Annotated in this window: 19 protein-coding genes; 6 read left to right on the plus strand and 13 right to left on the minus strand. The window is 67.7% G+C overall.

Annotated features, from left to right (window positions below; translation table 11 throughout):
- The first annotated feature begins 204 nt into the window (after window positions 1-204).
- Complete coding sequence (locus ABE543_RS02740) at window positions 205-762, plus strand: PadR family transcriptional regulator (RefSeq protein WP_346475268.1); 558 nt, start codon at window positions 205-207, stop codon at window positions 760-762.
- Between the two features lie 59 nt (window positions 763-821).
- Complete coding sequence (locus ABE543_RS02745) at window positions 822-1,619, plus strand: siderophore-interacting protein (protein ID WP_065175417.1); 798 nt, start codon at window positions 822-824, stop codon at window positions 1,617-1,619.
- Between the two features lie 16 nt (window positions 1,620-1,635).
- On the opposite strand, the gene ABE543_RS02750 is transcribed toward ABE543_RS02745, so the two are convergent.
- Window positions 1,636-2,460: a hypothetical protein gene (locus tag ABE543_RS02750; RefSeq protein ID WP_346475269.1), complete on the minus strand. Its 825-nt coding sequence runs from the start codon at window positions 2,458-2,460 to the stop codon at window positions 1,636-1,638.
- A 181-nt stretch (window positions 2,461-2,641) separates the two neighbouring features.
- Here ABE543_RS02750 and ABE543_RS02755 point away from each other — a divergent pair, with 181 nt between their 5' ends.
- The gene (locus ABE543_RS02755; protein ID WP_346475270.1) at window positions 2,642-3,043 is read left to right on the plus strand and encodes a hypothetical protein; all 402 of its coding nucleotides are present in this window, start codon (window positions 2,642-2,644) and stop codon (window positions 3,041-3,043) included.
- A gap of 104 nt (window positions 3,044-3,147) precedes the next feature.
- Here the strand turns inward: ABE543_RS02755 and ABE543_RS02760 are convergent, their stop codons facing one another.
- Both ABE543_RS02760 and ABE543_RS02765 read right to left on the minus strand, forming a co-directional pair.
- On the minus strand, window positions 3,148-3,855 hold the full coding sequence (locus tag ABE543_RS02760; RefSeq protein WP_346475271.1) for a YceI family protein: 708 nt from the start codon (window positions 3,853-3,855) through the stop codon (window positions 3,148-3,150).
- A gap of 85 nt (window positions 3,856-3,940) precedes the next feature.
- Window positions 3,941-4,531, minus strand: a complete 591-nt coding sequence (locus ABE543_RS02765) for a malonic semialdehyde reductase (RefSeq protein ID WP_053520115.1) — start codon at window positions 4,529-4,531, stop codon at window positions 3,941-3,943.
- A 126-nt stretch (window positions 4,532-4,657) separates the two neighbouring features.
- Here ABE543_RS02765 and ABE543_RS02770 point away from each other — a divergent pair, with 126 nt between their 5' ends.
- The gene (locus tag ABE543_RS02770; RefSeq protein WP_346475272.1) at window positions 4,658-5,617 is read left to right on the plus strand and encodes a mitochondrial fission ELM1 family protein; all 960 of its coding nucleotides are present in this window, start codon (window positions 4,658-4,660) and stop codon (window positions 5,615-5,617) included.
- 101 nt (window positions 5,618-5,718) lie between these two features.
- A complete protein-coding gene (locus ABE543_RS02775) occupies window positions 5,719-6,285 on the plus strand; it encodes a queuosine precursor transporter (protein ID WP_053520117.1) in 567 nt (188 codons plus the stop codon).
- Window positions 6,286-6,320: 35 nt separating this feature from the next.
- Here ABE543_RS02775 and glnE read toward each other — a convergent pair whose 3' ends face one another.
- A complete protein-coding gene (gene glnE, locus ABE543_RS02780; protein WP_346475273.1) occupies window positions 6,321-9,116 on the minus strand; it encodes a bifunctional [glutamate--ammonia ligase]-adenylyl-L-tyrosine phosphorylase/[glutamate--ammonia-ligase] adenylyltransferase in 2,796 nt (931 codons plus the stop codon).
- A gap of 318 nt (window positions 9,117-9,434) precedes the next feature.
- Here glnE and ABE543_RS02785 point away from each other — a divergent pair, with 318 nt between their 5' ends.
- Window positions 9,435-10,949 (plus strand): acetyl-CoA hydrolase/transferase family protein, encoded by a 1,515-nt coding sequence (locus tag ABE543_RS02785; protein WP_128988074.1) that lies wholly within the window; start codon window positions 9,435-9,437, stop codon window positions 10,947-10,949.
- A gap of 87 nt (window positions 10,950-11,036) precedes the next feature.
- Here ABE543_RS02785 and ABE543_RS02790 read toward each other — a convergent pair whose 3' ends face one another.
- The 9 genes from ABE543_RS02790 to ABE543_RS02830 form a co-directional block, all read right to left on the minus strand.
- Window positions 11,037-12,398 carry a VOC family protein gene (locus tag ABE543_RS02790; RefSeq protein ID WP_262218526.1) on the minus strand — a complete coding sequence of 454 codons (1,362 nt, stop codon included), beginning with the start codon at window positions 12,396-12,398 and terminating at the stop codon, window positions 11,037-11,039.
- A gap of 100 nt (window positions 12,399-12,498) precedes the next feature.
- Window positions 12,499-12,987: a hypothetical protein gene (locus ABE543_RS02795; protein ID WP_346475274.1), complete on the minus strand. Its 489-nt coding sequence runs from the start codon at window positions 12,985-12,987 to the stop codon at window positions 12,499-12,501.
- 31 nt (window positions 12,988-13,018) lie between these two features.
- On the minus strand, window positions 13,019-13,771 hold the full coding sequence (locus tag ABE543_RS02800) for an HAD family hydrolase (protein ID WP_053519655.1): 753 nt from the start codon (window positions 13,769-13,771) through the stop codon (window positions 13,019-13,021).
- 95 nt (window positions 13,772-13,866) lie between these two features.
- Window positions 13,867-14,274: an EF-hand domain-containing protein gene (locus ABE543_RS02805; RefSeq protein ID WP_065175425.1), complete on the minus strand. Its 408-nt coding sequence runs from the start codon at window positions 14,272-14,274 to the stop codon at window positions 13,867-13,869.
- 227 nt (window positions 14,275-14,501) lie between these two features.
- A complete protein-coding gene (locus tag ABE543_RS02810) occupies window positions 14,502-14,873 on the minus strand; it encodes a hypothetical protein (RefSeq protein ID WP_053519653.1) in 372 nt (123 codons plus the stop codon).
- 71 nt (window positions 14,874-14,944) lie between these two features.
- Entirely contained in the window at window positions 14,945-15,658 is a 714-nt protein-coding gene (locus ABE543_RS02815) for a M15 family metallopeptidase (protein WP_346475275.1), read from the minus strand.
- Window positions 15,591-17,141, minus strand: a complete 1,551-nt coding sequence (locus ABE543_RS02820; RefSeq protein WP_346475276.1) for a serine hydrolase domain-containing protein — start codon at window positions 17,139-17,141, stop codon at window positions 15,591-15,593. The genes ABE543_RS02815 and ABE543_RS02820 overlap by 68 nt, the downstream gene beginning before the upstream one ends.
- Before the next feature lie 58 nt (window positions 17,142-17,199).
- The gene (locus ABE543_RS02825) at window positions 17,200-20,199 is read right to left on the minus strand and encodes a TonB-dependent receptor (protein WP_111186633.1); all 3,000 of its coding nucleotides are present in this window, start codon (window positions 20,197-20,199) and stop codon (window positions 17,200-17,202) included.
- Window positions 20,200-20,250: 51 nt separating this feature from the next.
- Window positions 20,251-21,711 carry a transglutaminase-like domain-containing protein gene (locus ABE543_RS02830; protein WP_346475277.1) on the minus strand — a complete coding sequence of 487 codons (1,461 nt, stop codon included), beginning with the start codon at window positions 21,709-21,711 and terminating at the stop codon, window positions 20,251-20,253.
- Window positions 21,712-21,792 lie beyond the last annotated feature (81 nt).

A 21,792-nucleotide genomic window follows, 5' to 3' on the forward strand; every position in this document is an offset into this window, starting at 1 on the left:
CAAGGTGACGGCGAGTGTTGGCACTGCCGCAACGGCCCGCCGTCTGGCTGCCTCGCTCCCTTCCACAGTGGTCCCCGGGGCGCACCGCAAGGGCGCCCTTTCTGTGTACGTGGCCCAAACGCGGCACGGTTGTGGCCGGATCGACGCTTGCCGGCGGCCGTCCTATCGATATATCGTTTCGATACTCGTTACCGATATATCGAAATGAGCCGTTCCCCTTCCCCCAGAACCCGTTCCAGCGAATCGGACGTGCCCCGCCGCCATGGCCAGCCACGCGTGCTGAGCCGGGGCGACCTGCGCCTGCTGGTGCTGGCCCTGATCGGCGAGCAGCCGCGCCATGGCTACGAGCTGATGCAGTTGATCAGCAACCAGTTCCTGCAGGCCTACACGCCCAGCGCCGGCACCATGTACCCGCTGCTGGCGAGCTTCGAGCAGGCCGGCTGGGTGGCATCGGAGGAAGTGGATGGCCGCCGGGTGTTCCGCATCACCGCCGCCGGCGAGTTCGAGCTGAAGGTGCAGCGCACCCAGGTGCGCCTGGCCCAGCGACGGGCCTTCGACCGCGCCCGCGAGATCACCAAGGCATCGCTGCCGCCGCCGCTGGCCAGCGCCCTGCGTGACTTCAAGCGGGCGCTGGTGCATCACCACGGCCGCTGGGCCGAAGGCGAGGCCGAGCAGGTGGCCGCGCTGCTGTCGCAGGCATCGGCACTGATCAACGGCACCACCGGTAGCGAGCCCACCTCTTCAACGACCCAGCCAGACTGACTCCAGCCAGGTCTCCCCCTACGCCGCGCCCCCTGCGCGACACCTTTACAGGTACTCCCATGACTGAGCATCACAACGCGCGCCTGCGCCTGGATGTGAGATTCCGCGAACTGACGGTGCTGCGCACCGAGGTGGTCACCCCGCACATGCGCCGCGTCGTGCTGGGCGGCGATGATCTGGCCGGCTTCGATTCGCCCGGCGCCGACGACCACATCAAGCTGTTCTTCCCCAACGCCAGCGGCGAAATGGTGCTGCCGGTGCTGACTGCCGAAGGCCGCAGCTACCCGGACGGCAAGCAGCCGTCTCCGGCACGCGACTACACCCCACGCTGGTGGGACCACGACGCCGGCGAACTGGCCATCGACTTCGTGCTGCACGACCAGGGTATTGCCGGGCCATGGGCCGAACGGGCGCAGCCGGGCGACAGGCTGGTGATCGGCGGCCCGCGCGGCTCGTTCGTGGTGGCCGACAGCTACGACGCCTACGTGCTGATTGGCGATGAAACCGCGCTGCCGGCCATTGCCCGCTGGCTGGATGTGCTGCCGGAGGGCGCCGAGGTGCAGGCTTTCATCGAAGTGAGCGACGAAGCCGAGCGCCAGGACCTGCCGCAGTACGAGAACGTGCAGATTCACTGGCTGGAGCGCAATGGCTTCCCGGCGGCCAGCAGCACGCTGCTGGAAGACATGCTGACCGACTTCGAGGCACCGGAGGGCGACACGTTCTACTGGATCGCCACCGAATCGCGTCGCGCACGGATGATGCGCAAGTTCATCGAAGGCCATCTGGGCGTGCCGCGCGACTGGATCCGCTCGACCGGCTATTGGAAGGCGCACCCGGACGATACCGACGGCGACTGAGCGCGCCGCGTTTGCCTCAGTCTGCGTGAGCCGGGCATGGCCCGGCTCTGCAGCAGGCAGCCACCGGGATGTGTTGCTGTCGCCATCCGAACCGGTGCGCGGCCCAGATCTCCAGCGCCATCAGCAGCACAACGACCAGCCACGGCAGCAGCAGGCCGAAATACACGCCCGGCATCATGCCGTTGATCTGCGCTTTCACCAGCCGCAACACGCCGCGGGTGTGCAGCAGTTCGTCCACGCGCATCGTCAGCGCTTCGCGCACCACCGTCGGCTCCACGCCCAGTACACCGGCCTTGTCCACCAGGGTGTCTTCCACCAGCCCGCGCAGCACGCCTTCGCGCACCTTGCCGATCACCCAGCCACTGGCGCGTGCCAGTACGCCGTCACCCAGGCGATCCAGTACCGGCAGCGGGTGTTCGCTGAGGTAGGCCGAGGCGACGGCTTCGGCCACATCGCCCACCGTGCCTTCGCTGTGCAGCGCATCGCGCATGCGCGGGTCGTCAAGCGAGTCGGTGAACCCGTGGCTCCACTGGGCCACGAGCGTCTGCAGATGCGGCTGGAAATGGTCCATCTGCTGGAGCAGCGCGCGGTGCGCGCCCGCGGTGAAACCCAGCTGCAGGCCGAACAAGGCGGTGCCCAGCGGCAGCAGCAGCGCGTAACTGGCCAGCAGCCAGTGATGCCAGCGCCTGCGCCGCTGCAGCCAGCCGCGGCGGCGCAGCGCGTACCAGCCGGCCAGGCCGACCATGAGGCCCAGCAGCGCGCCCAGCACGCTGCCCACTGCCAGATCGAGCACGCTCAACCCGGCCCAGAATTCGTTCAACCAGTACTTCACGTCCTGCATGGCCTTACCTTCCGTGGATGAAACAGCAGGCGATTGTAGGACCGGGTTCACCCTCGGTGGCTCTTCGGCCCATGCCACGGGGTCAGACCCCTTGTCTCACGGAGCGGCGCATGACGCCGGCAGCGGATCGACCCGGGCAGATGCGACAATCGCGCTCCTTCCCAGTTGCAACGAGGCCCCTGTGGGCAAACTGACCTTGGCCGGCGTCGATGCGCTGCGCTCCCGCTTCAACGACGACGCCGCCTGTGATGGCGCGCTGGCGGCCTTCGCTGATCCGGCCGCCCTGCGTGCACCGCTGCGGGATCTGTTGGACGCCGAACGCCGGTTCCTGCAGGCCGAGTACGAAGTGGCGCAGGTAGCCGATGTGCTGCGCCGCGACCAGAAATACGCGCCGGTGGGCCGGCCGTCGGTGCATATCGTGCAGCTGCGCAAGCAGCAGGCGGCAACCAGGCAGGCCGCGTTGATCGCCCGTCAGGTGGTGGCGCAGGCCGCGCAGACCTTCGTGCGGGTGAGTGGCATGACGGTGAAGGCCAAGCAGAGCCCGAGCGAGGCGTGTGCAGCGTGGCTGGGCGCGCTGCGCTGAGCGCGCGTACCCGGTAGCGGCCAACGCGCGTTCCCGGCGCTCAAAAAAGAAGGCCCGCTTCGCAGCGGGCCTTCTGCCTTCTCACGACGAGTGAGCGGGGTGCATCAAGCCGCCGGCTTCTCGCCGGTGGCTTCGGTGGTGATGCGGATCTTCACTTCATCGCTGACGTTCGGGGCATAGGCGCCCACGCCGAAATCGCTGCGCTTGAGGGTGGTGGTGGCATCGAAGCCGGCGGCCGGAACCTTGGCCATCGGGTGCTCGCCGCCGCCGTTGATGGTGACGTCCAGGGTCACCGGCTTGGTGATGTCCTTGATGGTCAGATCGCCAGTGACGGTCAGCTTGTTGGTGCCGGCCGATTCCACCTTGGTGCTCTTGAAGGTGGCCGCCGGGAACTTGGCAGCGTCGAAGAAGTCGGCGCTCTTCAGGTGCTCGTCGAACTTGGCGGTGAAGCTGTTGAGGCCGCTCAGCGGCAGCTTCACTTCCACGGTGGACTTGGTCACGTCGGCGGCGTCGTACACCAGGGTGCCTTCGGCGTTGCCGAAGTGCGCGCTCGGGTTGGAGAAGCCGAAGTGGCTCCACTGCGCCAGCACGTCGGTGTGGCTCGGGTCGAGCTTGTAGGTACCCGAGGCGATCTGGATCGCTTCGGCGGCGGGCGCGGCAGCGGCAGCATCGGCAGCCGGGGTGGCGGCCGGCTGTTCGGTGGCGGCCGGAGCGGCATCAGCGGCCGGGACAGCGGTATCGGCCGGCTTGGAGCAGGCGGCGATGGCCAGGGTCAGGGCCAGCGGCAGCAGCAGTTTACGGGTGGCGCTCATCTGAGGAACTCTCCGGATCGTAGGGTGGGTACAGGGTGCAGCAATGGCCCGCCGCAACCGGCGGGCCCGAAACCGATACAGCGACTTACGCGATGCGCGCCGCTTCGTCGAACGACAGACGCGGCAGGCGCGGGAACAGGCCCGCCGGGTCACCGTACCCCAGGTTGACCAGGAAATTCGACTTGATGCTGGTGCCGGCGAAGAAGGCTTCATCGACCTTGGCCGGGTCGAAGCCGGACATCGGGCCGGCATCCAGGCCCAGCGCGCGCGCGGCCAGGATCAGGTAGGCGCCCTGCAGGCTGCCGTTGCGGATGGCGGCCTCGTGGCGGCCTTCCTGCGGGCCGTCGAACCAGGACTTGGCGTCGGCGTGCGGGAACAGGTACGGCAGCTTCTCGTGGAAATCCAGGTCGAAACCGATGATGACGGTGACCGGTGCGGCCATGGTCTTGTCATGGTTGCCTTCGGACAGCGCGGGGGCCAGCTTGGCCTTGGCTTCGGCCGACTTCACGAACACGAAGCGCGCCGGGCTGGCGTTGGCCGCGGTTGGGCCCCACTTCACCAGCTCGTACAGTTCCTGCAGCAGGCTGTCGTCCACCGGGGTGTCGAGGAAGGCATTCTGGGTGCGGGCGGTGCGGAACAGCTGATCCAGTGCGGCGGCGTCAAGCGCGTGGGACATCGGTGCATCTCCAGGGCGGCGAAGGGGAGTCAGTGCCCGCGGGCAACGCGGGGCGAAACGACCAGCCGCAGTGTAGAGTGTCGCGACTGTTGCAACACCCAGCAGGGCTGAAACGAATTAATGCCAATGGTGAAACGATCGAGCGCACCGTGGACGGTCACCGATGGCCGTGCAGGCAATGTCCGCCAGGCGGTCGCGCTGGCCTCGGCGCTGCGCCAGGGCACCTATCGACCCGTGGTACTACAGCCTCGGGCGCCCTGGCGCTGGGTCACCCCGCGGCGCCTGCCCGGGGATGCCAACGGCTACGGCGATGCGTTCGCGGCACTGGCTGCCGAGCCCCCTGCGCTGGCGATCGGCTGTGGCCGCCAGGCCGCCGGTGCGCTGCGCGTGCTGCGCGCCCGCGGCACGCAGGTGGTGCAGATCCTCGACCCGCGCATCGGCGCCAGGCATTGGGACGTGGTGGTGGTACCCGAGCATGATCGCCTGCGCGGCAGCAATGTGCTGACCCTGATCGGCAGCCTCAACCCGGTCGATGACGACTGGCTGGCCTGGGGACGGGCCGCGTTCGCCGGCTTCAGCACCCTGCCCGGTCCGCGCACTGCACTGCTGGTGGGCGGTCCGACGCCGCTGGCGCCCTGGGACGAAACGGCGATGGTCGGTGTGTTCCGCGCCCTGGCCGCGCAGATTCGCAACGAAGGCGGCAGCCTGCTGGCCACCACCTCGCGACGCACCCCGCCGGCACTGGCCGAGATCCTGCGCGCGACCTTCGCCGACCTGCCGCACGTGATCTGGGGCGATGGCGGCGACGGGGTGAATCCCTACGGCGGCCTGCTCGGCTGGGCCAACCGTGTGGTGGTATCGCCCGATTCGGTGAACCTGCTCTCTGAAGCCTGCGCCACGCGCATGCCGGTGATGGTGGCGCTGGCGGAGACCGCGCAGGGACGCCTCGCCCGCTTCCAGCAGCAGCTGCACGAGCGCGAGCGATTGCAGACACGCTGGCTGGACTGGCAGTACGACCGCATCGAACCACTGCGCGAAACCGCGCGCATCGCCGCCGAGGTCAGGGCGCGGCTGGCATTGGGGTAACGCCCCACCGTTGGCGGCGGGCGTGTTCCTGAACGGGTGGTTTTGGATTTGCCTTTGGTCGCGCGGATAATGGCCGATTCCCTGATTGCCCCTGGCTCGCCATGTCCGTGCGTCCCGCCCCCGTTTTTGCCCCACTGACCCCGCGCGCCCTGGTGCTGGCCGTGCTGGCGATGGGCGCGGTGGTGCTGCTGTCGAACGTGCTGGTGCAGTACCCGATCAACGACTGGCTGACCTGGGGTGCGTTCAGCTATCCCGTCGCGTTCCTGGTGAGCAATCTGATCAACCGTCGCTTCGGCCCGGGACCCGCCCGGCGCGTGGCCTGGATCGGTTTCGCGGTGGCGGTGCTGTTGTCGGTCTGGGTGGCGACGCCGCGCATCGCCATCGCATCGTGCTCGGCCTTCATCGTGGCGCAGCTGCTGGACATCACCGTATTCGACCGCCTGCGCCGGGGCAGCTGGTGGCGTGCGCCGATGGTAGCCACCACCTGCAGCGCGACGGTGGACACCACGATCTTCTGGTCGATCGCCTTTGCCGGTTCCAGTCTGCCGTGGGTGAGCTGGGCGGCAGGCGATCTGGCCGTGAAGCTGGCCATCGGCGTGTGCCTGCTGGCGCCGTTCCGCGCGCTGCTGTGGAAGATGGCGCCGCTGCGCGCGGAAAGCGCGCGGTGATTCCGCCGGGCATGGCCCGGCGGCCTCGCCGCCGATCAGCCGAACGGCAGGCCGGCCGCCCGGCAGGCCGCACTGATTGCTGCGCAGGCCGCTTCGATGGCCGGTGTGGTCGGTGCCAGCCGCGGGCGACGGTCCAGCGTGCAGGCCAGGCCCACATCCAGCAGAGTGGCATGCGCAGCGTGCAGTGCCTGCGCGGTGGCAACCGGCAGGAATTCCGCTGCGGCCAATGCATCGATCAACGACGGCGTATCGCGGGGTGACAGCAGCGCCGGTACCTGTGCACTGCGCTCGAGCACACCGGTCTGCAGCAGGAACTCCAGGTCCACCACGCCACCGGCGCCCTGCTTCAGGTCGATGCGCGCGGCATCGCTGCGGTCCAGTTCGGTGCGCATGCGCCCTCGCATCTTCAGCACATCGGCATAGAGGGTGGCGGGGTCGCGTGCACGGCCCAGGGTCTGCGCACGCACCTGCTCGAAGTCGGCCAGCAGGCTGGCATCACCGGCCACGCCGCGCGCGCGCACCAGCGCCTGATGCTCCCAGGTCCACGCGCGTTCGCGCTGGTATTCGGTGTAACTGGCCAGGGACGAGACCAGCGAGCCTTTGCCGCCGTCCGGCCGCAGGCGCACGTCGATGTCGTACAGGCGACCGGCGGCGGTGACCGCGCCGAGCAGGGCCATCACCTTCTGTGCCAGCCTCGCGTACCAGCGTCCCGGCTCCAGCGCGCGCGCGCCATCGCTGGCCTCCACGCCCGCCGGATGATCGTGCAGGAACACCAGGTCCAGATCGGAACCGAAGCCGAGTTCGAGGCCCCCCAGGCTGCCATAGCCGATGATCGCAAAGCGCCCGCCGGGAATGCCGCCGTGGGCGGCCTGCATGTCGGACTCGGCCATGGCCAGCACCGTGACCACCACCGCCTGCGCCAGCTCGGCCAGTTGGCGGGTGCTGTCGACCGCGCCCTGGCGGCCGTCCAGCGTGGCCATCGCCATGCGGAAACTCAGGGCCAGCCGGGTTTCGTTGAGCCAGCGCAATGCGGCCTCCGGATCTTCGACCGTCAGCGCCTGCTGGCATTCGGCCAGCATGCCGGCCGCATCCGGCATCGGGCCGGACACGCGCACGTCCAGCAGTTCGTCCAGCAGCAACGGATAGGCCGCCAGGCGCTCGGCCAGCAGCGCGCTGCGCGCCAGCACATCCACCAGCCGCGCCAGCGCACTGGGCTGTTCGTCCAGCAGGGCCAGATAACTGGTCCGGCGCAGCACCGCCTGCAGCAGGCCGAGTACGCGCTTGAGCGCGGCATCCGGTTGCGGCGAGCGCGTGGCGGCGTGCAGCAGCGCCGGCAGCACGCGGTCCAGCCGCGCGCGCGCGGCGTCGGACAGCGATTTCACGCCGGTGCTCTGCGCGAAATCGCGCAGCGACTGATCGGCGCCGTTCGCATCGAGGAAACCGGCTTCGGCCAGCAACGGCGCGTCACTGCCACCCGGCAGGCTGCGCCAGTAGTTGGCCAGCGCGTCCGGCGCCGCCTGGCCCTTGCGCGGTGCCAGCAATGCAGCGAACTCGGTGCTGACCCGCTGCTGCTGCACGGTCAGTGCGGCGCGCAGCGCCTCCCAGTCCGGGTAACCCAGGCCCAGGGCGATGCGCTCGCGGTCGATCGCATCGCTGGGCAGCACATGCGTCTGCGCATCGCGCAGCATCTGCAGCCGGTTCTCCAGGCGGCGCAGGAACAGGTAGGCCTGCTCCAGCGATGCGCCGTCTTCGGGCGCGATCTGGCCCGCCGCCACCAGCGCCTGCAGCGCCACCAGCAGGCGACGTTCACGCAGGGCCGGTTCGCGGCCGCCACGGATCAGCTGCAGTGCCTGGCACAGGAATTCGATTTCGCGGATGCCACCGGCACCGCGTTTGATGTCTTCATGCAGTTCGCGGCGGGCGACTTCAGCCGTGATCGCAGCTTTCATCTCGCGCAGTCCGTCCAGCGCGGTGAAGTCCAGATAGCGTCGATAGACGAACGGGCGCAGCGTCTGCAGCCACGCCTCACCGGCGGCGATATCACCGGCCACGGCACGTGCCTTCAACCAGGCGTAGCGCTCCCAGTCGCGGCCCTCCCGCTGGAAGTACTGGTCCATCGCAGCGAACGACAGCGCAACGCGGCCGGCACTGCCGAACGGGCGCAGGCGCAGGTCGACGCGGTGGCTGAAGCCATCGACGGTGGTTTCATCCAGCAGCTTGGCCAGGCGCTGGCCGAGCCGCGCGAAGTATTCTTCGGCGGCCAGCGGACGCGGTCCGTCCGATTCACCGCCCTGCGGGTAGGCGTAGACCAGGTCGATGTCGGAGCTGAAGTTGAGTTCGCCACCGCCGAGCTTGCCCAGGCCAAATACGACAAGTTGCTCGACGCGGCCCTCGTCATCACGGATCACGCCGTGGCGCTGTGCGAATTCCTGCTGCAGGGCGTCCAGCGCCAGCCGCAGGCAGTCTTCGGCCAGGGCGGTGGCGCCGGCCAGGGTCTGCACCACGTCATCCAACCCGGCCAGATCGCGCCAGACCAGGCGGGTCGACATCGCCGCACGCCAACGCCGCAGCTGCGCCGGCCATTCACCGGGCTGCACCGGGTCGAGCACCGGCGTCGGCAACGGCGGGCACCCCGGCTGGGCCAGTTGCGACAACAGGCCGGGCTGCCGCACCAGCGTGTCCAGAGCGAAGTCACTGGCGATGGCCAGGTGGGTCAGCAGGGGCCGCAGGTCGGCCGGAATCGGTTCCGGAACCACCTGGGCCAGGCGCGACAGGGCACGATCAACCAGGGGCTGCAGCGCGGCGGGCAGTTCGGCGGGGGCGAGGGTCATGCGTTGATTCTCGCGGCGCCGGGCGCCTTTGCCAACGGCGGGAAGTCGCTGCGCCGCCGTCCATCGCGCGCATTCATCCTGGGCAGCGGGCAATAAAAAAGCCCGCTTGCAGCGAACTGCCAGCGGGCTCTGCTCCCTCCCCCACGTCGGGATGCAGGGCCATCCTGCGGGCTGCGAAAGGACTTTGCACGCTGCACTGCAAAACAGAACCGGCGGGTATGGATAGCCCCGCCCGCGAAAAGCCATTCCACGAAGGTAGCCCCCCCGTACGCCGGGGGATGGCCGATAATCGAGGCTCCCCCCAGAAACACTGTCGTCATGTCTGTTGATCGCATCGCCAACGCGCGTCTCCGCGACCGCGTGGTCTCCGCCGAGGCCGCAGCCGCGCTGATCCAGCCGGGTGAAACCGTGGCCATGAGCGGGTTTACCGGCTCGGGCTATCCCAAGGCCGTCCCCGTGGAACTGGCGCGCCGCATCGAAGCGGTGCATGCCCAGGGCCAGCCCTTCCAGATCAAGCTGATGACCGGCGCCTCCACCGCGCCGGAGCTGGACGGTGCGCTGGCCAAGGCCGATGGCATCGCCATGCGCATGCCCTTCCAGAGCGACCCGGACGCGCGCAACCGCATCAATGAAGGCAAGCTGGATTACATCGACATCCACCTCAGCCACGTTGCCCAGCACGTCTGGTTCGGCTTCTACGGCGAGATCGACACCGCCGTGGTGGAAGTCTCGGCCATCCGCGAGGACGGCTCGCTGGTGCCGTCCACCTCGGTCGGCAACAACAAGACCTGGCTGGACCTGGCGAAGAAGGTGATCGTCGAGGTCAACGAGTGGCAGCCGGCCGGCGTCGATGGCATGCATGACATCTACTACGGCACCGCGCTGCCGCCGCATCGCAAGCCGATTCCGCTGGTCAACGCCAACGACCGCATCGGCGATACCGCGCTGCGCTGCGACCCGGACAAGATCGTGGCGGTGGTCCGCACCAACGGCCCGGACCGCAACAGCCCGTTCAGCCCGATCGATGCGACCAGCGAGCAGATCGCCGCGCACCTGATCGACTTCCTCAAGCACGAAGTGAAGCACGGCCGGCTGCCGCCGAACCTGCTGCCGCTGCAGTCCGGCGTGGGCAATATCCCCAATGCGGTGCTGGCAGGCCTGGCCAGGAGTGGTTTCCGTGATCTGGCCGCGTTCACCGAGGTGATCCAGGACGGCATGCTCGACCTGCTGCGCGACGGCGTGCTGAGCTATGCCTCGTGCACGGGCTTCGCGCTGAGCCCGCAGGCCAACGAGACGTTCAAGGAGAACATCGACTTCTACCGCGAGCGCATCATCATGCGCACGCAGGAAATCTCCAACCATCCCGAGCTCGTGCGCCGGCTGGGCTGCATCGGCATGAACGGCATGATCGAGGTGGACCTGTACGGCAACGTCAATTCGACGCACGTGATGGGCACGCGGATCATGAACGGCATCGGCGGCTCTGGTGACTTTGCCCGCAACGGGTTCCTGTCGGCGTTCCTCAGCCCGTCCACGGCGAAGAACGGCACCATCTCGGCGATCGTGCCGATGGCCAGCCACGTCGACCACACCGAACACGATGTCTCGGTGATCGTCACCGAGCAGGGCCTGGCCGATCTGCGCGGCCTGACCCCGCGCAAGCGTGCGCAGGTGCTGATCGACCGCTGCGCGCACCCGGATTTCCGCCCGCAGCTGCAGGACTACTTCGACCGCGCCAGCCGTGAGAGCTATGGCAAGCACACCCCGCACCTGCTGCCGGAAGCGTTGTCCTGGCACCAGCGGTGGCTCGATACGGGCACGATGAAGGGTTGAGGCATAGGGTTCGCGGGGCATGGCCGGGCGCTACCGTTGCATTGTCCCTGGTAGCGCCGGGCCATGCCCGGCGACCAACGCAACGCATCAACCGCGCAGGCTCGCCAGTGATTCGGCCTGCAGGCGCTCGTAGATGTCGAACTCATCGTTCACCGGCACGCCCAACGCCTGCTCGAACGCTTCGCGGTTGGCATGTGCGGCATAGGCGCGCTGCTCTTCGCCCCCCAGGTTCGACTGGAAGATGCCTGCGGCGCTGACCGGCAGGAAATCCTCGTAGACGATCGGGTCGGCCACCACCAGCCCCGCCGCGATCAGGGCTTCCGCCGGCAGGTCACCGATCCCGCCAGGCGCGGCGCGGCCGGCCTCGGTCAGCTGGTAGCGGAAGTAGCCCAGACCCTCGCGGCGCAGGGTGTCATGGTCGTCCGGGAACGCTGCGAACGCTGCCTGCAGGCGCTGGCCATAGTCGCCACCGGTGCTGCCGGCACCTTCGCTGTTGCGCGCCTGCGCCAGCAGCTGGTCGTACAGCGCGCGCCCCTTCGGCGTCAGGGCCAGGCCACGCTGCTCGATCTCGCCGAACCGCGCGGTGTGGGTGCCGGCATCACCGCCCTGGTCATCGGGGAAATGCACGGCTTCTTCCAGCGCTTTGAAACTGGTCTGCCGCAGCAGGATCGGACAGGCGCGGCGCGGCGGACCTTCGATGACCGCCTTGGCGGCCATGCCCTGCTCGATCATCGCCGCCTGCGCGGCATCGATGTCCAGCGTGCGCGGGGTCAGGTGGTTGATGTGCGGGCCACGGAAGCTGACCACGTCGGCCACCAGCCGGTGTGCCTGGTGCAGCGCATGGTAGGTCGGCAGGTCGACGGTGGCGTCACCGTGCCAGCGGAAGGTCTCCAGCGCCTCCGCTACGAAGCGCTCGGCGTCGTGCTGCGACAGCCCGCCATCGCGCTCGGCCTGGTCGATCAGGGCCAGGGCGGCATCGGTGAAGATGCGGCGGCGGGCCAGGATCTGTGCCGACTGCGCACGCAGGGCCTCGTCCTCGATCAGTTCCAGGCGCAGCAGCGAGGTGAACACGCGGAACGGATTCTGCGCCAGCGCCGCACCGGTGAGCGGGCGAAACGCGGTGGAATGCACCGGCACCCCGGCCACCGACAGGTCGTAGTAGCCGACCGGAAACATGCCCATCACCGCGAACAGGCGGCGCAGGGTGGCCAGCTCCTGCACGGTGCCGACGCGGATCGCGCCGTGCCGCTCCTCGTCCAGCCGGCCGCGCTCATCGTTGCGCTGCAGCTGCGCAGCCAATGCAGGGTCCTGCGCCAGCACCTGCGCGTTGATCCGCTCCACCAGTTCCACCAGCGTGCCGTACAGCGGCACTTCGGTGCGGTACATGCGGGACATGGCCTGGGCGAACAGGCGGCGGATCACATCAGGCGAAACGAAAGAGGCGCTCATCAGTCACTCGATTACGGGAACGGGGAACAGCTCGGACCCGTATTGTCGCCGGAGCGCGGGGCCGGCGGCGATATGCAGAGCAGCATGGAGCGGACCGGCGCTACCGGTTGAGCTGGCGCTTCAGGGTGGCATCCAGGATGATCGGCCGGTCCCAATGCTCATAGCTGGCCACGATGGCGTGGCGCACGGCGCGGTAGTGCAGGTTGTCCGGTGCCTTGGGCATCCGCTTCACCACGGCCTGCCAGCCGCCGGCCGGGTCACGGCTGAAGGCACGCACGCTGTCGCGGCAGGTCTGGCCGCTGGCCTTGGCCCAGAAGCAGGCGAAGTACAGGTCACCCGCCTGCCAGCCGTGGGTGCTGAACAGCGCGCTGACATAGCCACGCGGCACATCGGCATAGCGCGAGACCTCGTCGAGGAAGGCATCGGGGTAGCGCTCGGCGTAGTGGTTGATGTCGCGCAGCTGGGCGTCGATCCAGCGGTCGCCGGTGTCCACCTCATAGGCTGCCGAGCGTTCGGCCGTCTGCTGTGCCAGCACGGTGGCCGGCGCCAGCAGCAGGAGCATCAGCAGCGTGAGCAGGCGAGCATTCATGCCCCGATTCTGCCGCAGCCGTCGCGCCCTGTCAGGCCGCGACGCTGGCCTTGGCTTCGATCGCGGCCAGTGCGGCCGGCCAGTCCCAGGCGGTATCGGCGCTGACCATGCGCGGCTCGTCGTCGGCCACGCCATGCTGGGTCTCGTGCGCCCAGGTGACCGCATAGGGCGTATGGATGCCCCAGCCCCCCAGCGTGACCACCGGCTCGATGTCCGAGCGCAGCGAATTGCCGACCATCACGAAGCGCTCGATCGGCAGGTCGAACTCGGCCAGCACGCGGGCATAGGTCGCCGGGTCCTTCTCCGAGACGATCTCGATGCGCGGGAACAGTTCATGCAGCCGGGCAACGTTGATCTTCGCTTCCTGGTGAAACAGGTCGCCCTTGGTGATCAGCACCACCGGATAGTGCTCGGCGATGGCCGCCACCGATTCACGCACACCGTCGATCAGCTCGACCGGATGGCGCAGGGTGTCGTGGCCGATATCGAGGATGCGCTGGATGTCCCTGGCCTCGATGCGCTGGCCGGTGATGTCGATGGCCGCCTCGATCATCGACAGCGCCATGCCTTTCACGCCGTAACCGAACACACCCAGGTTGCGCTGCTGCACTTCCAGCAGGTGACGGGCGGTCTGGGTGTCGTGCACGTCGATGTAGCGCGACAGCAGGTCAAGGTAGTCCTGCTCGGCCTTGCGGTAGTAGTCCTCGCTCTTCCACAGCGTGTCGTCACCGTCAAAACCGACCAGGCCGATGGCGCGCGCGGGCGCAGGCGTGGAGGTGTTCATCGGACAAGGATACAGGCGCGGCGAGGGCGAAAAAAACCCGGGCGGCTGGCGCCGCCCGGGTACCCATGCACCGGTTGTCCCGAATCAACGGTGGATCAGCGGCCCTGTGCGGCGCCGCCGGCACCGGCCTGCTGGGCGGCCACATAGGCCTTGTACTCATCGGCGCTCAGCTCGCCGTCCTTGTTGGCATCGGCCTGGTCGAACACCTGGGCAAGGCCGGCGTTGACCTGTGCCTCGGACTTGCTGATGGTGCCGTTGCCGTCGGTATCGATGCTGGCCCAGGTCTGGCCGCCGCCGCTGGCCTGCGCCGACGCGGCCGCCGCTGCGTCAGTGGCCTGGTTCGCGGCCTGGCCTGCCTGCGCGGCGGCCTGCTGGGCCTGCGCTGCATCATTCTGCGCCTGTGCGGCCTGCTGCTGCGCGGTCTGCGCCATGGCCGGAATGGCCAGTACGCTGCCGGCGGCGACAATCAGGGCGATCAGGGGCTTGCGGTTGCGAATGGTCATCAGGGATGTCTCCTTGGGGTGGTGTTGCGCGGCCTGTTGTTTCCGCACGGCACCTACCCTGCCACCCCGTTTCTGAATCGATTTTGCGCCGCGACCGGCATCCACACGCGCGGTTAACCACTGCCCGGCGTGCATGCATTAGCGCGGTGGTTAGGGTGGAGTGATCGGCCCATAAGGCGAACATTCAACGCCCTTGGATTTAACTCGCAGGCAACGAAAAACCTGCGTCAGTCGACGTTCTGGGACGATGACCGCGAACTGAACAACACCCATCCCAGCGCCACACCGGCGAGCGCTCCGGCGATCTCCAGCACCACGCGGCTGCCGAGTTCGTTGGGATCGTGGATGGTGGCCAGGAACAACCGCGCATACAGCGGCGACTCCAGCCGCACGATTCCCATGTAGAAGAGCTTCCATGCATCGATGCCGGCCGAGATCACCACGGCGATGACGCACGACCAGCCGATGGCATGGCCTACCGTCCAGTGCAGCAGGCGGCACAGCCGATGCCAGAGCAGGTACACCAGCAGGCCAACCAGCAATGCGATGGCGCCAGCTTCCAGGGTACCGAGCAGGCCGAAATGCAGGGGAAGATTCATCGGGTGCGCAGGAGGGGAAAGGCGGCCAGTGTACGACGGAGGGTCTCGGCGGCGCGGACCCGCCGGTGCTGCTATCGAACGGGCACGTCGTAGGCGGTCATCGGGTCCGGCTCGGGCTGCAGCGTGTAGTGCCACCACTCCTGCGCATAGTTGCTGAAGCCATGCCGGGCCATCGCCTGCAGCAGACGGGCACGGTGGGCCCGCTGTGCGTCATCCAGGCCCTCGGCCGCGGTGTGCGCCCGCGGACCGAAGAAATCGAAATCGGTGCCCATGTCCAGCGGCGTGCACGTGTCGCGCCGGCACGCCAGCAGGCCGACGTCCACGGTGGCGCCGCGACTGTGGCCCGAGCGCTCGGCGATGTAGCCTTCGCTCAACAGCTGCGGCTTTTCCAGATCCGGATACTGCAGTGACTTGCGTGACTGCTCCACGGGGTCATGTGCCCAGGCCACGAACGCCTGCACCGCGCGCACCGGGCGATAGCAGTCGTAGATGCGCAGAGCGAAGCCCTGCGCGCGCAGATCCGCTTCGACCCGTGCCAGTGCGGCCGCGACCGGCGCCAGCAGATAACAGGCCGGCGCTTCATAGCCAGGCACGCGTGCGCCCGTGAAGTTGCCGGTGCCCGCATAGCGGATGTCCAGCTCGATTCCCGGCGACACCGTGCGGATCTCCACCAGTCCGGCCTGCGACGCATCGGTGGCCGACGATAGGCGCGGCGCCTCACTGGCGTGCGCGGGGCTCGCCAGTGCAGTCGCCAGTGCGAGTGAAATGCAGATCCTGGAAGTCATAGCTGAAGTCGATGTCCGGGTCGATCGCGCGCAGTTGCAGGGACGGCACCGGGCCATCGCCGGGCTGCAGCCACGCCTGCGCGTCCTCACCCAGCGTATCCCAACGCAGCAGCCAACGCTGCTGCAGCTGCATCACCCGGGCGTGCAGGCGAGGCGATTTCTCCACGCGGAACCGCAGGCCGTCGGGGCCTGGGCACAGCCAGGCGGTTCCCAGCCACGGATCCGCATAGCGGCCCTGCCACTGCGGCAAGGCCGTGCCGGATACGGCGCGCGCACCTTCCGTCGAAGGCGCCACATGCCCCTGCGCACGCTTGGACGCCTGCGCGCGCTCCAGTTCATCGAGGTAGTCGGCGGCACGCCTGCGGTCCTGCGGCGCGGTGTACGCCTTCAGCATCGACTGCATCAGCGCCGTACGTGCCTGCTCGCCCTCGCCATTGATCAGGATCACCACGCCGATGCCACGGTCGGGCAGCAGGGCCAGCGACGAATACATGCCGGACAGGGTGCCGGTATGCGCCATCTTCCAGTGGCCATCGATGTCCGACAGGCGCCAGCCGTAGCCATAGCCATGGACGTGTGCGTTGTCCCAGCGCCGCTGCATGTCACCCAGCGGCATCGGCATGTGCAGCGTCCACAGCGCGCGCCGCTGTGGCGTGTCCAGCCAGTCCGGCACCAGGTCGGGATCCAGCAGCACCTGCATCCAGCGCGTCATGTCGCGCAGCGAGCAGCGGATGCCACCGGCCGCCATCGATGGCAGATCGGCGCTGATCTCACCGTCGGCGTTGACCACCGTCGTGCGGCCGTCGCGCCGCGCATGCGGCTGGGCGACGTTGCCGACGTCGCGCACCGACCAGCGGCCGACCTGGCAACGGGCCATGCCCAGCGGCTCAAACACCTGCTCGCGCATCAGCTGGTCATAGGGCTTGCCCCCTGCGGCAGCAGCCACTTCACCGGCGACCACGTACATCAGGTTGTCGTAGGCATAGCCGCTGCGGAAGCTGGTGACGGGTTTCAGATGCGCAAGCCCGGCGATGATGTCGGCGCGGGTGAAGGCATTGGGCTCGGGCCACAGCATCAGGTCACCGGCGCCCAGCCCCAGGCCACTGTTGTGGATCAGCAGATCACGCACCTGCATCTGTTGCCCCACCCAGGCGTCGTGCATACGGAAGCCGGGCAGATGCCGCTGCACGGGGTCATCCCAGCGCAGCCGGCCCTGCTGCACCAGCCGTGCCAGCAGCGCGGCGGTCATCGCCTTGCTGTTGGAGGCGATCTTGAACAGCGTGTCCTCGTCAATGCGACCGCCATCGCCCCGCATGCCCTCGGCATGGCGGTACACCACCTGTCCCTGGTCCACCACCGCCACCGCCACCCCAGGCAGGTGCTCGCGTGCGACAACGGTGGCGATATCGGCATCAAAGCGCGCGGGCTCCGCCGGCGCAGCAGGCGAGGTGGCAAGTGCAGCAAGGACGATCAGCTGAAGCACAGGCCCGCTCCCTTGTGTCATTGCCCGCGCCGCCCCTTCGAGCGGCGCGGGCACAGCGTCAGTAGCTCCAGGTCACCGTCAGCTGCGCATAGCGCGGCGACTGGAAGCCGGTGCCATAACGATACAGCGGGTTCGGCGTACCGATGCTGTCCTGCGGCTCGTAATCCTGGTCCACCGTCACCACACGCTGCTGGTTGAGTACGTTGTACACCGCCAGCTTCAGGCGCAGGTCGGTGGGGATCGGCACCTTGTACGACACGCTGACGTCGAGGTCGTAGGTCCACGGCGTGCGGCCATCGCCACCGCGCGGGGAATGCACGAACACGCGCTCGGACGGCACGCTCGCCTGGCAGTTGGAGACGCACACGTAATAGCTGTGGAAGTCGGTGTCGTCGAACGGATTGCCGGCGCCGAAGCGGGTGATCGGGCTGCCCGACTGCACGCCCAGCGTCGCCGCCACGCTCAGGTTCTCGGTCAACGCATAGCTGCCACGGAACTTGAACTGATGCCGCCGGTCATTGGCCAGGTAGCCATAGCCGCCGTAGTTCACCCAGGGGTTGTCGAAGTTCTCGGTACGACCGGCATCGGCGAAGTCGGTATCGGAGTTGACCGGGCCTTCGGCGTTGCCACGGCCGTAGGCCAGCGTATAGGACGCATTGAAGCCCCACTTGCCATCCCAGGCGCGATCGACCTGCAGCTCCAGCGCCTTGTAGTCGCGCTTGGGCTTCACCCAGCCGCGCTGGCCGACATAGTTGCCGTCATCGTCATACAGCGCCCAGCCTTCCTTCGACGTATCGATGCTGATCCAGCCGTCGTTGCTGCCGTCGCAGTTGGTATCGCCCCAGACGGTATTGCTGCGCCCGGGATTGCCCATGATCCAGACGCTGTCGATGGCACCGCACTGGCCGGTGGCGGTGATGTTCATGTCATCGATCGCGTTGTGCAGGCGCCGATAGGTCACGCTGGCACCGACCGACCAGGCTTCGTTGATCATCTGCTGGAAGCCGAGGATCGCCTCGTCCTGGTAGACCGGGTCCATGTCCCGGTTCACTTCGGCACGCAGGTCCGGCACGCTGCCATCACCCTGCGAATTGTCGACCGGCCCGATCTGTGCCCCCAGGTTCGGCACGTTGTTGGCGGCACCGCTATAGCCGAGGAATTCGTACCAGGTGCGTTCGTCCAGGAAGCCACCGGCCTGCTTGATGTTGATGACGTTGGCCACCGGCAGGAAGTAACGGCCAAGGTTGCCGAACACCTTGGTGGTGCCATCACCGCGCACGTCCCACGCGAAGCCCAGGCGCGGGGCCAGCATGTCGTCGATCTTGATGTAGCTGCTGCCGTCGCCGCCCTTGTTGTCGAAGGCTTCCAGGCGCAGGCCCATGTTCAGCAGCAGGTTCGGGGTGACCTGCCAGTTGTCTTCCAGGTAATACGCCGAGTTGATGGTTTCAAACGAGCCATCCACTTCATACCGGCGGGTGCGCGCGACCAGGCCACTGGCCGGCACGATGCCCCCATTGAGCGAGCTGCCCGGCGTGCGGTAGTAGATGTCGTAGCGGAAACCACCCGGACCGGGATAGGCGCGGCTGTAGTCGGAGGTGTTCTCTTCGCGGTCCAGGCCGAAGCGCAGCAGATGGTCGCCCAGGGTCCACTCGAAGTCGGCGCGTGCGGCCTTGCGCGTATCCAGTGCCGATTCCAGCAGCGAGCTGCTGGTGCAGCTGCGGTCGCCCTGCAGCTGCGAGGGCACGCCCTGGCTGGCGGTACGGTTGTCGAACACGCGGTTGCAGTTTTCGTCCATCAACGAGCTCTGCGCGCGGTTGCGCTTGTTCTCGCCATACATCAGTTTCATGGTCAGGTCGTTGTTGACCTGCCAGCTGTAGGTGCCCGACCAGTTCCTGCCGCCCACGGTGTTGTAGATCTGGTTGCTGCGCTCGCCTACCGTCTGGCCACTGGCATAGTCGTAGTTGTAGACATCGGTAAGCGTCTTGCTCTTGTCCGAGAAGCCGAACAGCGACAGCATCTGGTTGTCGGTGATCTGCCAGTCGATCTTGCCGCCCCAGAACGGGTCATCGGCCTTGCCCTGGCTCAGGCGCGTACCAGCGTCGTTGGTCGAGGTTGGCCGGTAGTCACGGGCTTCGTACATGCCGAAGAAGAACAGCCGGTCCTGGACCAGGGCACCGGAGGCGAACACGTTGAGCGCACTGCGGCTGTAGTCGTCGCGGCTGGCGGTGATGTAGCGGCTGCCTTGGCCGTCATAGCGGTCGCGGGCCTGCGACTGCCACGCGCGGGGTTCGAACACCAGCTCGGCACCGGCCTTGAAGTCGTTGCTGCCCGAGCGGGTGACGGCGTTGATGACGCCACCGGTGCTGCGCCCGAACTCCACCGAATAGCCTCCGGTCTTGACCTGGAACTCCTGGTAGAAGGAGAACGGTACTGACGAGAAGCCCACCCGGTTGTAGAAGTCGGTGACGTTCAGTCCATTGATGTACACGGTGTTCTCGGCCACTGACGAGCCGCCGAACGAAATGCCCTGCCCGCCCAGCGAGCCCTTGCCCTTCACTGCGCCCGGCGCCAGCAGCGCGACGGCGGTGATGTCACGGTCCACCGGCAGGCGCGACAGCTCCTCGCGGGTGATGTTGGTGGCCGATTCGGTGGACTTCACATCCACCATCGATACCACCTGCGGCGCGCGCACCTCCACCGTTCCCAGGGTACTGACCGCACCCAGCGGCACATTGACGGTGGTTGCGCTGCCCAGTCCGACGGTGACCTGGCCGACGCGGCTGGCACCGCCGCCGGGCAGGCTCACCTCCATCTCATAGGTGCCCACCGGCAGCAGCGGAATGCGATAGCTGCCGTTGGCATCGGCCTGTACCGAGCGGACGAAGCCGGTGGCCGGATTGCGCACCGTGACCGTGGCGCCGGCGGGAACCTGGCCGGCATCGCTGACCAGCCGGCCGGCGACGGAGCCATCCTGCGCGAAGGCGCCGGGCGCGATCACGCCCAGACAGGTGCCCAGGGCGACGCACAGCGCCGCCCGCTTGATGTTGTATGCCTTCATCCCCTGCTCTCTCCTGCAAGAATTGAATGGTGCCGATGGTGGTGTGTCGCGCTAGCGTTGCCCGGCGGGCAGTACCTGCCACTGGAAGTCGTAGCTCCATTGGTCGAAGTACAGGTTGCCGCCTGCCCACTCGGCCTCGCCGCGCTGCGAGTCGACCGTTTCCGAGCGGAAATGCTGTTTGGCCGGCACGAACGGCTGGCCGAAATCGTCGTTGAAGGCGATGCGGTAGCCGTCGAGGCCACCTAGGTAGAAATCGCGCAGCGCAGGTACATCGCTGGTCAGTGCGCCGGTGGTCACATCCATCGGCAGCCAGCCATACGGCGCCAGATAGACCTGTCCCCAGTCATGCAGGTTGTTGTAGCCGCTGCCATCGTCGGAGAACACCATGCCCGACTGCCAGCGCGCGGGAATGCCGTTCATGCGCAGCAGCGCGATCAGCAGCAGCGTCTGCTGGCCGCAGTCGGCATGGCCGGCACGCAGCGCGTAGTCGCTGATGTTGCTGAGGGTGGAATACTCGCGTGCGCCGGCCCATGGGATGCGATCGACCGCCGCGAACAGCCTGCGCACGATCTCGTAGGGGCGTGTTTCGCCCTGCAGCACCTGGTCGGAAAACAGTTTCAATGCCGGCGTGAAACGCACATGCGGCAAGTGTTCGCTCAGGTAAGGCTGCAGCGCGGCGTCGGCCGGTGTCGGCTGCACCCGGGCCGGATCGATTGCCGTGTGGCGGGCGAACAGGGTGACGGCATAACGGATCTCGAAGCGCGTGGGCTGCCCGGCGACGGCCTTCGCTTCCAGATAGGCGGTGCGCTGCAGGGTACCGGCGGGTGCCACGCGTGCTTTGTCCGGTGTACTGCCAAGCCATTGCACGCGCTCCTGCTGGCCCGGAATCTCGCGCGGATAGGGAATCCAGGCGCGAACGGTTTCGCCCGCCGGGACCGCATCGGCCTTGACCGTGAGCGACTGCGTGAACGCGATGCGCTGCGGCAGCACCGAGCCCTGGCCGCTTTGACCGGCAGCAGCAACGACACGTGCGTGGTGCGCGTTGAGCACTTCATTCGGGCCCGGAGACGGCATCGGTGCATCGGCGCGGCGGCGTGCACGCGCTTCATCGCTGAGCAGGAACAGGTTTGAGGGCGCGCGTTTGAAGTACGCGCGCCTGCCATCGATATCGAGGTGCTCGATCAGCCCCAGCTGGTCCCAGCGCGCGAACTCCTCGTCGGTCAGATCCGGAATCCAGCGACGCACCGCCGCTTTGGCCGCCGCTTCGTCGAGGGAAAAATCCAGGCGGATGCGGCGCATGCGCTCGCGCTGGAATGCGTCTTCGGCAGCATCGTGCCCGGTCGCCAGCAGCGCCTGGGCGTCGCTGAAGCGCCCGCTGTCGATCAGGTCGATCACCTGCAGCTGCCGGCTGTCGCGCGCGTCTGCCGCGTGCGTGGCCGACGCCCACAGCAGCAGCGCGGCACACAGGCCGGCGGCGGCAGGCAGACGCGGTTTGCGAACGGCAGGATCCACAGCGACACTTCCCAAGCGCGGGTGGTAACGGCTGTGTAACACGGGCCGGAGGACCGGTCAATAATTTATTCTTGCTTTCGC

It is taken from the genome of Stenotrophomonas sp. TWI169 (assembly GCF_039674705.1).
In the GTDB taxonomy this organism is placed as follows: domain Bacteria; phylum Pseudomonadota; class Gammaproteobacteria; order Xanthomonadales; family Xanthomonadaceae; genus Stenotrophomonas; species Stenotrophomonas maltophilia_P.

Bases quoted from the DNA above. Each gene is read 5' to 3' on its own strand.
- ABE543_RS02765 (WP_053520115.1), bottom strand. From the start codon at position 4,531: ATGTCCCACGCGCTTGACGCCGCCGCACTGGATCAGCTGTTCCGCACC.
- ABE543_RS02770 (WP_346475272.1), top strand. From the start codon at position 4,658: ATGGTGAAACGATCGAGCGCACCGTGGACGGTCACCGATGGCCGTGCA.
- ABE543_RS02790 (WP_262218526.1), bottom strand. From the start codon at position 12,398: ATGAGCGCCTCTTTCGTTTCGCCTGATGTGATCCGCCGCCTGTTCGCC.
- ABE543_RS02750 (WP_346475269.1), bottom strand. From the start codon at position 2,460: ATGCAGGACGTGAAGTACTGGTTGAACGAATTCTGGGCCGGGTTGAGC.
- glnE (WP_346475273.1), bottom strand. From the start codon at position 9,116: ATGACCCTCGCCCCCGCCGAACTGCCCGCCGCGCTGCAGCCCCTGGTT.
- ABE543_RS02785 (WP_128988074.1), top strand. From the start codon at position 9,435: ATGTCTGTTGATCGCATCGCCAACGCGCGTCTCCGCGACCGCGTGGTC.
- ABE543_RS02800 (WP_053519655.1), bottom strand. From the start codon at position 13,771: ATGAACACCTCCACGCCTGCGCCCGCGCGCGCCATCGGCCTGGTCGGT.
- ABE543_RS02795 (WP_346475274.1), bottom strand. From the start codon at position 12,987: ATGAATGCTCGCCTGCTCACGCTGCTGATGCTCCTGCTGCTGGCGCCG.
- ABE543_RS02740 (WP_346475268.1), top strand. From the start codon at position 205: ATGAGCCGTTCCCCTTCCCCCAGAACCCGTTCCAGCGAATCGGACGTG.
- ABE543_RS02760 (WP_346475271.1), bottom strand. From the start codon at position 3,855: ATGAGCGCCACCCGTAAACTGCTGCTGCCGCTGGCCCTGACCCTGGCC.
- ABE543_RS02805 (WP_065175425.1), bottom strand. From the start codon at position 14,274: ATGACCATTCGCAACCGCAAGCCCCTGATCGCCCTGATTGTCGCCGCC.
- ABE543_RS02810 (WP_053519653.1), bottom strand. From the start codon at position 14,873: ATGAATCTTCCCCTGCATTTCGGCCTGCTCGGTACCCTGGAAGCTGGC.
- ABE543_RS02815 (WP_346475275.1), bottom strand. From the start codon at position 15,658: ATGACTTCCAGGATCTGCATTTCACTCGCACTGGCGACTGCACTGGCG.
- ABE543_RS02825 (WP_111186633.1), bottom strand. From the start codon at position 20,199: ATGAAGGCATACAACATCAAGCGGGCGGCGCTGTGCGTCGCCCTGGGC.
- ABE543_RS02745 (WP_065175417.1), top strand. From the start codon at position 822: ATGACTGAGCATCACAACGCGCGCCTGCGCCTGGATGTGAGATTCCGC.
- ABE543_RS02775 (WP_053520117.1), top strand. From the start codon at position 5,719: ATGTCCGTGCGTCCCGCCCCCGTTTTTGCCCCACTGACCCCGCGCGCC.